The organism is Orenia marismortui DSM 5156 (assembly GCF_000379025.1).
Taxonomy (GTDB): Bacteria; Bacillota; Halanaerobiia; order Halobacteroidales; family Halobacteroidaceae; genus Orenia; species Orenia marismortui.
In genome coordinates, this window is sequence record NZ_KB900624.1 from 94632 (window position 1) to 104562 (window position 9931).

The 9931-nt window shown below is 26.8% G+C and carries 15 protein-coding genes; 7 read left to right on the forward strand and 8 right to left on the reverse strand.

Annotated elements, in window-relative coordinates; genetic code table 11:
• The coding region (locus OREMA_RS18055) for a tyrosine-type recombinase/integrase (RefSeq protein ID WP_018250393.1) at positions 1–400 on the forward strand (400 nt) is incomplete at its 5' end.
• Positions 401–440: 40 nt separating this feature from the next.
• Positions 441–641: a hypothetical protein gene (locus OREMA_RS0116710; RefSeq protein WP_018250394.1), complete on the forward strand. Its 201-nt coding sequence runs from the start codon at positions 441–443 to the stop codon at positions 639–641.
• On the opposite strand, the gene OREMA_RS19365 is transcribed toward OREMA_RS0116710, so the two are convergent.
• The 3 genes from OREMA_RS19365 to OREMA_RS0116725 all read right to left on the reverse strand — a co-directional run bounded on the left by OREMA_RS19365 (position 642) and on the right by OREMA_RS0116725 (position 1684).
• Entirely contained in the window at positions 642–770 is a 129-nt protein-coding gene (locus OREMA_RS19365) for a hypothetical protein (protein WP_018250395.1), read from the reverse strand.
• Positions 771–972: 202 nt separating this feature from the next.
• Complete coding sequence (locus tag OREMA_RS0116720; protein WP_018250396.1) at positions 973–1350, reverse strand: HEPN domain-containing protein; 378 nt, start codon at positions 1348–1350, stop codon at positions 973–975.
• Positions 1340–1684, reverse strand: coding sequence for a nucleotidyltransferase domain-containing protein (locus OREMA_RS0116725; protein ID WP_018250397.1), 345 nt, complete (start codon positions 1682–1684; stop codon positions 1340–1342). The genes OREMA_RS0116720 and OREMA_RS0116725 overlap by 11 nt, the downstream gene beginning before the upstream one ends.
• A gap of 395 nt (positions 1685–2079) precedes the next feature.
• On the opposite strand from OREMA_RS0116725, the gene OREMA_RS0116730 reads away from it, so the two are divergent.
• The 4 genes from OREMA_RS0116730 to OREMA_RS0116745 all read left to right on the forward strand — a co-directional run bounded on the left by OREMA_RS0116730 (position 2080) and on the right by OREMA_RS0116745 (position 5575).
• A complete protein-coding gene (locus tag OREMA_RS0116730) occupies positions 2080–3183 on the forward strand; it encodes a hypothetical protein (RefSeq protein WP_018250398.1) in 1104 nt (367 codons plus the stop codon).
• 617 nt (positions 3184–3800) lie between these two features.
• On the forward strand, positions 3801–4553 hold the full coding sequence (locus OREMA_RS0116735; RefSeq protein WP_018250399.1) for a ParA family protein: 753 nt from the start codon (positions 3801–3803) through the stop codon (positions 4551–4553).
• Complete coding sequence (locus OREMA_RS0116740; RefSeq protein WP_018250400.1) at positions 4537–4839, forward strand: ribbon-helix-helix domain-containing protein; 303 nt, start codon at positions 4537–4539, stop codon at positions 4837–4839. Before OREMA_RS0116735 ends, OREMA_RS0116740 begins: the two co-directional genes overlap by 17 nt.
• A gap of 163 nt (positions 4840–5002) precedes the next feature.
• Positions 5003–5575 carry a tyrosine-type recombinase/integrase gene (locus tag OREMA_RS0116745; RefSeq protein WP_018250401.1) on the forward strand — a complete coding sequence of 191 codons (573 nt, stop codon included), beginning with the start codon at positions 5003–5005 and terminating at the stop codon, positions 5573–5575.
• Between the two features lie 101 nt (positions 5576–5676).
• Here the strand turns inward: OREMA_RS0116745 and OREMA_RS0116750 are convergent, their stop codons facing one another.
• Positions 5677–5940, reverse strand: a complete 264-nt coding sequence (locus OREMA_RS0116750; RefSeq protein ID WP_018250402.1) for a hypothetical protein — start codon at positions 5938–5940, stop codon at positions 5677–5679.
• Positions 5941–6087: 147 nt separating this feature from the next.
• Between OREMA_RS0116750 and OREMA_RS0116755 the strand changes: the two genes are divergently transcribed.
• Entirely contained in the window at positions 6088–6594 is a 507-nt protein-coding gene (locus OREMA_RS0116755; RefSeq protein WP_018250403.1) for a hypothetical protein, read from the forward strand.
• 37 nt (positions 6595–6631) lie between these two features.
• Here OREMA_RS0116755 and OREMA_RS0116760 read toward each other — a convergent pair whose 3' ends face one another.
• The 4 genes from OREMA_RS0116760 to OREMA_RS0116775 all read right to left on the reverse strand — a co-directional run bounded on the left by OREMA_RS0116760 (position 6632) and on the right by OREMA_RS0116775 (position 8980).
• Positions 6632–6991 carry a hypothetical protein gene (locus tag OREMA_RS0116760; protein WP_018250404.1) on the reverse strand — a complete coding sequence of 120 codons (360 nt, stop codon included), beginning with the start codon at positions 6989–6991 and terminating at the stop codon, positions 6632–6634.
• Between the two features lie 12 nt (positions 6992–7003).
• The gene (locus OREMA_RS0116765; RefSeq protein ID WP_018250405.1) at positions 7004–8170 is read right to left on the reverse strand and encodes a ParM/StbA family protein; all 1167 of its coding nucleotides are present in this window, start codon (positions 8168–8170) and stop codon (positions 7004–7006) included.
• A 188-nt stretch (positions 8171–8358) separates the two neighbouring features.
• Positions 8359–8709 (reverse strand): phosphoribosylaminoimidazolesuccinocarboxamide synthase, encoded by a 351-nt coding sequence (locus OREMA_RS0116770; protein WP_018250406.1) that lies wholly within the window; start codon positions 8707–8709, stop codon positions 8359–8361.
• A gap of 88 nt (positions 8710–8797) precedes the next feature.
• Positions 8798–8980: a helix-turn-helix domain-containing protein gene (locus OREMA_RS0116775; RefSeq protein WP_018250407.1), complete on the reverse strand. Its 183-nt coding sequence runs from the start codon at positions 8978–8980 to the stop codon at positions 8798–8800.
• Positions 8981–9931: the final 951 nt, after the last annotated feature.

A 9931-nucleotide genomic window follows, 5' to 3' on the forward strand; every position in this document is an offset into this window, starting at 1 on the left:
TAATTTACTAACAGGTAAGCTTAAGGTAGTTGAGGGTAAAGGGAATAAGGATCGAATTTTATGGGTTAATGATCATGCCTTAGATATGCTTAAAAATTGGAAAGAAAGGCAGGTTGAAGAAATAGGAAGAGTAGAATTAGTCTTTACTACTAGAAAGGGAACTCAGCTTAATCCTAGAGATATTCGTCAAATGGTCAGTACTTATAGCAAAAAAGCCGGGATAGAGAAGAATATCTCACCCCATAGCTTTAGACATACCTTTGCTAGTGACTTATTAAGGGTTAATAATAATATTAGGAAGGTACAAAAAGCTTTGGGGCATGCTGATTTAAGTACTACTATGATCTATACTCATATAGTAGATGAAGAGTTGGAGAATGACTTGAAGAGTTTTAGATAGTATAATAAAGATATAGCTAAAAAAGAAGGTGGTAAATAAGATGCTTTCTAGAAATAAGTTAAAGCTACTAAGCAATAAAATAGTAAAGTTAATAAATACTGATAAGATTACCCTTTTTGGTTCTTATGCTTCTGGTAAGTCTGATGAAGAGAGAATTTATTTTCACTCTGTTTCTGCTCTACTTTTTAATTCTCTTTTAACTTCTTTCATAAAAAGGGGATCTTTAGCTTTAAGTGTATAGTTATTTCTTGAATTGATTTAAAAATTCTTTAAAAGCAATTATGAGTTTTGTAGCAGATTCAATTACTTTTCTTAAAAGAATCAAAATCATATTCAAAGAAGTAAGTACAAAAATAATTTTAGCAAACATTTCTTCTCTCTCTTTTATTATTAAAATTAATTAATGCACACTTAAGTTAGCAGACAAGATCTGCTGACTTTTTTACATTTATTATAGAGGGAACTTTAGAATTTTTATTCGCGATTGTAGATTATAGAAATTAAATAGAGATAAAATAAGCCTTCTGAAATATTTCAGAAGGCTTTAACTATATATTGAGTTAAACTTTAACTTACAGATCTATTCTAGACTTTACAAATTCAAATATCTCTTCAGCCATTTGAATGGCTTCGATAAGCATTTCTTTATCTGGTTCAGGATATTCTGTAGGATATCTAAATTCTACAGCATAAGGGGTTAACTCTTCTGCATAATCAAGTAGTTGATTAAAGTCTTGATCTATATTGGCTGCTACCATTACTAACTTTCTTAAGTCATGAGTTTTGGTAAAGGATTTAGTTTTATATACTATAAAAGCTTTTAAAGCTTTTTCTGCTGTTTGTTGGGTATGATAGATGGCTGTATCTAAGATATCAGCTCTATTAAGGGCCTTAGCAGATTTTAAATCATGTTCTGCCTTGGTTAACCAGGCTTCTATACTAGGACTCATAAAGTTTTTTACCCTCCTTGATAATGTGATTACATAAACTAAATTCATCTTCCAATAAGGTTTGATACTCTGCTTCTGTATAGACTATCAGGTCGATAGCAACCATAATATCTCTTAAAGCTTTATAAGCTTTTACTGCGCGCTTATGAGGTTTAAGCTTGGAATCTTTAACTACAATCATTAGATCTAAATCACTATGCTGATTAGGAGTTCCCCAAGCATAAGAGCCAAAAAGGTAGATCAGCTTAAGCTCTGGATGATAAAGCTTAATCAAACGATTAACTATAATTGAAATTTGCTCTGGGGTAACTAAAGTATCAGCTTTAAGTTCCATAAAGATTAACCTCCTTAATTACTAAGTATATCTTTATTATACCATCTTAGATTAAAATCATTAAGGTTAAATATGGACAAGTTGACTAATTCAAAATTTTGCTATATAATTAAAGACAAGTTTACTTAATTTTTGAACAAATACATACAAAAAAATAAAAAATCTCCTGTTGGCGCAGGAGATTGAGTTAGGTTTCCACAAAAATTCCAACCAAGGATTTTGGAAACTTGAATATCACAAGATCCCGAGCGGGATTCTTGCAATTAATATCAAATTTGTAACTTCATGATATCATAGGAGTACAAATTTTGTCAAGAATTTAATCGCTGTTAATTTTTGGCAATGAATATTTAAGTTTGGAAACCTGCTCAAAATACATGGGGAGGTTATTTTTTATGCAAATTGATAGTGCAATCAAGCAATTAAATATAAAATTAGCTCAGCTAGCAGCTCAAGGCATTGATAAGAAAAATAGAGGTTATCGCAAAATTAGAGAAAAACTAGATCAACTAGAGAAGATTAAGAGAGAACATAGATTAAATAATGCTACTATAGCAAGTAACAAGGAGATCTTCACACCAGAAAATAAAGAGGTAAAAATACCAGAAGTAGATAAAGCTAATATTATTACTAAAGATGAAGATATCTATTACTTTAAGCAGGGGATTATGATTCCAGAAAAGATTGTAGAAAGACTAATTAATGAGGCTCAGGGGAAATCTCCTTATTTTGTGTTAACTTCACTAGCTAAATTTTCTAACAGATCTGGAGTAGTAAGCAAGAGAAAGGTAGAAGACTTGGCTAAATGGTGTGGTTATGAAGATAGTAGTACATATCGCTTTGGATTGAATTGGTTAGAAGAGAATGATTTTGTCTTTGTAGATCGGAGTACAAGACCTAATAGATATGTGATTAATGATTATAAATTTGGACGGGCAATAATTATTCCTGAAAATGATATTAAAGGAGAAGCTAAAAAGGTAATTCCTAAGGAATTACGAATTAAGTGGACTTATTACTTAAGAAACCAACATAGTCCCGCTAATAAGAAGGGGAAACTAGATCTATCCTTAAGTTATCTAAAAAAAATGACTAATGCTGTATCTTTTAAAGAAGTTTTAAAATTAACTAATAAGTTAAAAGATTCTTTCTTTAGTAAGTTTGAAATAGTTAAGAGTAAGATCAAAAGTGCTAAAGATAAATTAAAAGTAGAATTTAATAACTTAAGATTAGGTATAGTTAAGGACCTAGATCAAGAGATAGACAGAGTTAATCATCATGATTACTTCAAACGAGTTTATACATCTTTTAAGAAATTAGAGATACCTCTAACTCTACCTAACTTTAGACAGGCTTATGAGGCGATTAGAGAGGTAGGAGAATTCTGTTTAGACCAAGTGGTAACCAAGTCTAAAACGGGTAAATATAGATCAATAGAACAGAGTGTAGGTTACTTTATCTATCTACTAAAACAAGAATATAGCTATCTCAATTTGTAATAGTTAATATTTCCTTGATGATTACAATCCTAGGGAGAAGTATGTCCTTTTTTGGTGATTGAGAATTGAGAATTGAGAATTGAGAATTGAAGGCAAGTTTAAAGAATAAAATTAAAATTTTTATGATAAATTTGAGCAATAGGATCTCCAAAATGGGGGATTCTTTTTTTATTTTTTGAAGTCATAGTTAAGTTTTTAAAATTTAATAGTTAAGTTTTTAAAATAAAAATAAATTTAATAGTTAAGTTTTTAAAAAAGATGATTCTTTGAAATCCTTGCTATTATAGGGTTAATAAGGCTTCAGTTTAGACTATAAATAGGTTTTAATTATAAAAAGATTAAGATAAATATTAGCTGAAAGATTTTATTCTACTAAAAAAATTAATTATTTACCATTTTAAAACTATAACTGATTAATCCTATTATAACTATATTTAAATAAAAAAATGATTATTTCATATTAACTAAAGTCTGATGATATAATTAGAAATCAGTAAATAAACTTGTGAAATTTAAAAAAGGAATTATTTTTTTTATGTACAATTAATTACATAGCACAAAACACAACACATAGCATAACACAACATACAACACACAAATTAAAGGAGGTTTCAAAGTTGCATAAGATTGCTATTTATAATAATAAGGGTGGAGTAGGAAAGAGTACTCTAGCGGTACACTTAGCTGATGCTTTAAGAAGATTAGATTTAAAGGTATTGTTAGTAGATTTAGATTCACAAAATGATTGTAGTTTGTTTTTAGGTTTAGAAGAAAAACCGGAAAAGACTTTCTTTAATTTGATTGATTATCGTTATCCGGCTGATTTGAAAGAATGTATTATAGAAATAAGAGATAATTTAGAACTATTGACTAATGCAAATTATGAGTTGATTGAAAAGGATCTACATCGTGCTACTAGAATTGATAATTTTTTGGACAAAGTTTTTGAAAAGACTGAAGAAATTTACGATTATATGATTATTGATTGTAGCCCTAGTAGAAGTATTTTAAATAGTGCAATTTTATTCTATGTTGATAGTATTATTGTTCCAACCCAATTGGAGATAGCAAGTATTCGAGGTTTTAGCGATATTTATAATTATTTAGAAGATTTAGATATTGATTCAGCCAAGGTGAAATTAGTAGTACCTAATATGTTTGATACTCGAACTAAAGAGGCACAAGATAATTTAAATGAATTAAAGTCTATCTTTGATGAAGATATGATAACAAGTCCAATTAATCGTAGAACTAAGATAACTGAAGCTAGTAAAGCAGGTAAGACTATCTTTGAGTATAATAGTGATACTCAATTAGAACAATTCTATAATATAGTAGAAAGGGTGATTGAGCTTGGGGAATCCATTTGAAGATTTAAAGAATAAAGTAAAGAAACCTAAAAATAATACTAATCTGAATAAAAAGAAATATATGGACACAAAAATCAACACAAAGGATGAAGAAAAGAAAATTAAAAAAGAAAGCTTAATTAAGATTCCTGATAAAAAGTCTAATGAAAAGATTAGACGGAATTTTTATATTAAGAAAGATTTAGATCAAAGCTTAAATCGTTTATCTAAACAGACTGGAACTTCAAAGTCAGAATTAGTAGACATTGCAGTGGAGTTTTTAATTAATAATTATCAAACTGGTTAAATTATATTTTAGGTAATCGACAAAACTATTTTTTTATTGTGATTTAGTGAATAAACACCGAAAACACTTAAAAACCTAAAAAATAAGGCATATAATAAAAAATATAGTGTATAACCACCTATTCTATACATTATCGGTGGTTTATTTAAAAAGGAGTGATTTTATGGCCAAAAGAAAGATTCCTGATATTTTGACTTTAGAGGAGCAGAATAGATTATTAAGTCAATTTAATTGTCGTTATTTATGCCCCCAGAGAAATAAGGTGATGATTCGCTTGTTTTTAGATTCGGGATTAAGGTTATCGGAAATGCTTAATTTAAAATGGAAGGATATTAATTTACTAACAGGTAAGCTTAAGGTAGTTGAGGGTAAAGGGAATAAGGATCGAATTTTATGGGTTAATGATCATGCCTTAAATATGCTTAAAAATTTGAAAGAAAGGCAGGTTGAAGAAATAGGAAGAGTAGAATTAGTCTTTACTACTAGAAAGGGAACTCAGCTTAATCCTAGAGATATTCGTCAAATGGTAAGTATTTATAGTAAAAAAGCCGGGATAGAGAAGAAAATCTCACCCCATAGCTTTAGACATACCTTTGCTAGTGACTTATTAAGGGTTAATAATAATATTAGGAAGGTACAAAAAGCTTTGGGGCATACTGATTTAAGTACTACTATGATCTATACTCATATAGTAGATAAAGAGTTAGAGAATGACTTGAAAAGTTTTAGAGAATAAATCGTTAGGGAAAAGGTACCGCTATTTTTAAGTTTATATCAAAAAATTATTTATCTTATATTTATTAATAAATATAAGATAAATTCACTTTAGAAATATTATTACTTTAACATTTGATTAGGAATTTGACTAGCTTGATCTAATGCTTGAATTGTAGCATCAGCCATATCTAAATAATTTTTTATCTGTTTTACTTTACCATTTAAAAACTGAAAATGTTCAGAAAAAATATCAGTATTTCCAAAGAAGATAAAAAGAATTACTATTAATAGTAAAAAGTCACTATTAAAAAGATTGCCTATATTATTAGAAGTAGTTTCATTGTCTTCTATTTCTTCAATATCTTTGAAATCATCTTCAGTCATATTTTCCCCCCCTCTATTTATAAAATTTAGTTAATTTCATTATTTCTTATGCTATATAGTATGAAAAAAATATAAAAAATGTTACTTTTCAAGAAATTTTTAATATTTTAATTAATATATTTATAAAGAAAGAGAAGGAGGGATTGAATGTATAAGGATGATTATTTGTTTTTACCTGAAGCTAAAATGGTAGATAAGTTAATGAGTGTGTTTAATATTCAATCACAACAACAATTAGATCCTAATGAAGTTATTAGTATTTTAGGCTTAGTAAATTTATTAAATATAGTTAGTATCGCACAAGATGGTACTAAGATAAAATCCAATTCACTTAATGAATTAGTAGAGAATCAACAACTACAGCAAACTATTCAACAATTAAATAATTCAAGTTCTCAAAATAACTTGCTTAATAATTTAACTAATATTATTAAGCAAAACAGTCAAGTTAATTCGGGAACTGGTTTAGAAAATATATTAAATATTTTTGGAAATAGTAGTGAGAATAATAGTTTAGATCCTACTGTTATATTAAAGCTAATGAATTTAATCAATCAAATTAAAGGTAATAAAAATAATAAAAAAAATAATGAAGAAGAAACTAATAAGCCTATAAAGTCCGAACCTTATGAAGAAGAAGCTGATGAAGAATAATAAAAAGGCTACTAAACTGATTTCAGTTTAGTAGCCTTTAAAATTGTTCTAACAAATTTAAAATTTGATTTGTTTTTGATTTTTGTTCTTCTCCCTTATAGATATCTCGATCATTATCTTCAAAAGTTAAATTTCCTTTTACAATTTGATTTAAAAGTTGTTGATTCTTCTCTGCAATTTCTTTTAATTCTTTTAAATCATTGTTATCGATTTCAATTAAGCAATCAGATTTTAATGTTGAAGATATTTTATTCTCTTTATGTATATAATTTTTAATTGCTTCTCTTACAAAATCAGATTTATGAGTATAATTTTTTAATTCTTTCTTAATTGTTTTCATTTCTAAAGGAGTAAAAAAACTTTCTGTTATACGGACACTTATGAAGAGTTTAGACATAATTATCCCCTTCTATCCTTCTTTAGTAGCTGCTATTTCTTCCATAGCTTTTAATTTCCTTTCTTTTAATTTGCTTTTTAATTCTTCTTCTCTTTTTCTAATTAAGGCTTTTCCTAACTTAACATATCCTCTACAATTACTAAATTGAGGATTATTATTTATTTTTTCACAAGGGAAATCAGGTAAATAATTATTAATACTCTCAAATAAAAGTACTGTCGCTCCACCAGTAATTAAGATCTTATCAATCATTAAGTAGGATTCCCAACGATTTTTTAACTGTAAAGCAATATCTCTAGCTAATTTATCTATAGTAGATTCTTTAATTTTTTTAAATTGATATCTTTCATTTCTAACTTTAATATAATCTTTATTAGCTAATATTTGCCTTTTAATTAAATCTTGAGAAATATCTATATCTAAACTATCTTGAATTTTTTTAAAAATTCTTGTTCTAACCCCATCACTAAAGGAAATAGGGGATTCCTTTATTAATTCTCCATCATTAAAAGCTACACAATCAATAGTTAATCCACCTAAATCAACTATACCGAACCCACCTTCAATATTTTTAGTAACCAAGCCTTCATCATTCATTATAAAATCATAATAAGAAGCTAAACCTTGGGGTATAATTGTTGCTTTTCTAACTTCTATTGTTTTGGATACAAATTGATTCTGAGTATTTTTTATTTTTACATTAAAATCACTTTCTAACTTATTTTTAAATGATTCTTTATGTTTTTCATAATATTTTATTGGTAGACCAGTAACTAAATTTTTAATGATAATTTTGTCTGCTTTGGGAAATAATAGACAGATTCCAGATAACAGTTTAGCAAATTCTTCTGGTTCTTCATATTTTTTATCAGATAAAGAGTAGGCAATTGAAGAAGAACGTTGATTTAATACATAATCTCCTACCCGGTAGGCTTTAAATTTCTGATTATTATAACCTGTTATTGCTTTGTCTTGAATTTTAATTATAATTTTACTAGGATCAAAGTTTGTTAACAAGTTATCACTTGTTCTAAGTACTTCTAAGGATTTTTCTAGTAATATTCCTTCTTCCTCTTCATCAGCTAAAGAAGGAAACATTATTTTTTTTCCTTTGGACATCATTTTGATAGTATCATAACCTAGATCAACTCCAATTACTCTAACTTTCTCTGTTCTCATTATTTAAGCACTCCTTTATATAAAATAAATTATTATACTTTGAAGATGGCATTATATAAGTCTTTCTATGATATATGAATATTATAGCTTAATTACCATAAAATGTCAACAAGCGTGGACGGTATATATGATAAGTAATTTATAAATAAAAACCCATATAAAAAGTAATTGTTTACGATCGTAAACAATTACTTTTTATATGGTAATCTATTTTCTTGACTTTTTATCAGTAACTTAGAAAATTTCTTTATTTTCTTCAACTCTTCTTTTGTTTTTATACCTATATATTCTCTTTTTCCATTTTTATAACTGTACCAATAGGGTCCATGTCCTTCTTTAGATCCGCCTTGGCATTTTTTACAAGATGATTTATTACAAAAAACTTTTTCTAATCTGAAGTATACTCCATAAGAATTCGTATAATTATCGATTAATATTTGAGATTTCACCTTGTTTTTTTCTTGTTTGTAATACTTATTAACTAACTTTCTAGCAACTTTTAATTCCTCAAAATTCAGTCTTTCTAATAATTCATTCAATTCATCTAAAATAACTATCTTCTCCTTTCTGATAAATTAAGATAATATAAATAAACCTCTGATTAATCAGAGGTTTATTTATATTATCTTAATTTTGTTGTTCAGCTAACATATTATTTAAGAATTCATCTAAATCATTCTTTCTTACAATCCATTTGCCCCCTAATTTAATACCTGGTAATTCACCATTATTAAGCATATTATAGATTGTAGTTTCACTTCTGTTTAAATATTCAGCCACATCTTTAACAGTTAAATTTTCTTTAGCCATTTCATATCCCTCCCTTACTTTTACCTGATATTTAAAAAAATTATGTAAATTCTAAAAAAATCCCATGTTATTTTATTCAGTAATTGGAAAAAATATCAGGACAATTATATTATACTCTTATCTGAATTAAATTTCAATAAATTTAACTAAAAAACAAAAAAATATTTAAATAGTTATGTTGAATACATAATTAGATTAGATTTCTATTTTCTTTTATTAAAACTACCTAATCTAAAATTAAAATTTAAATTAATCATATCTAAAACTGTAAAGTTAACATAAATGATAAAGTACAATATATAAGTATAAAAGCATTCTTTTTAATATCAAAATCTTTTGCTATTAGACTAACTTTATTAATATATATTTTCAATCTGTAAAACACATACATAACTGAATAATTTAAAATTATTCAGTGGTAAATGTTATATTTTAAACTAGCAATAATATAATTAACTCTTATATTATTAAATTAGAATCAAATTTAATAAAGATATCTGTAAGCTAAAAGTATACAAGTTGACTAATTTAAATTTTTACTATATAATTAAAAACAAGTTTACTTAATTTTTGAAAAAAATATACAAAAAATAAAAAATCTCCTGCAGCAACAGGAGATTGAGTTAGGTTCCCCAAAAATTCCACCACGGATTTTGGAAACTTAAATATTACAAGGTCCAAAGCAGGAGCCTTGTAATTAATATCAAATTTGTATCTTCATGATATCATAGAAGAACAAATTTTGTCAAGAGTTTAATCACTGTTAATTTTTGGCGATAAATATTTAAGTTGGGGAACCTGCTCAAAATACATGGGGAGGTTATTTTTATGCAAATCGATACTACAATCAAAAAATTAAATATAAAATTAGCTCAGCTAGCAGCTCAAGGCATTGATAAGAAAAATAGAGGTTATCGCAAAATTAGAGAAAAACTAGATCAACTAGAGAAG

Coding starts and splice junctions, on each gene's coding strand:
- OREMA_RS0116710 (WP_018250394.1), top strand. CDS start 441: ATGCTTTCTAGAAATAAGTTAAAGCTACTAAGCAATAAAATAGTAAAG.
- OREMA_RS0116755 (WP_018250403.1), top strand. CDS start 6,088: ATGTATAAGGATGATTATTTGTTTTTACCTGAAGCTAAAATGGTAGAT.
- OREMA_RS19365 (WP_018250395.1), bottom strand. CDS start 770: ATGTTTGCTAAAATTATTTTTGTACTTACTTCTTTGAATATGATTTTG.
- OREMA_RS0116750 (WP_018250402.1), bottom strand. CDS start 5,940: ATGACTGAAGATGATTTCAAAGATATTGAAGAAATAGAAGACAATGAA.
- OREMA_RS0116745 (WP_018250401.1), top strand. CDS start 5,003: ATGGCCAAAAGAAAGATTCCTGATATTTTGACTTTAGAGGAGCAGAAT.
- OREMA_RS0116720 (WP_018250396.1), bottom strand. CDS start 1,350: ATGAGTCCTAGTATAGAAGCCTGGTTAACCAAGGCAGAACATGATTTA.
- OREMA_RS0116775 (WP_018250407.1), bottom strand. CDS start 8,980: ATGGCTAAAGAAAATTTAACTGTTAAAGATGTGGCTGAATATTTAAAC.
- OREMA_RS0116760 (WP_018250404.1), bottom strand. CDS start 6,991: ATGTCTAAACTCTTCATAAGTGTCCGTATAACAGAAAGTTTTTTTACT.
- OREMA_RS0116725 (WP_018250397.1), bottom strand. CDS start 1,684: ATGGAACTTAAAGCTGATACTTTAGTTACCCCAGAGCAAATTTCAATT.
- OREMA_RS0116730 (WP_018250398.1), top strand. CDS start 2,080: ATGCAAATTGATAGTGCAATCAAGCAATTAAATATAAAATTAGCTCAG.
- OREMA_RS0116765 (WP_018250405.1), bottom strand. CDS start 8,170: ATGAGAACAGAGAAAGTTAGAGTAATTGGAGTTGATCTAGGTTATGAT.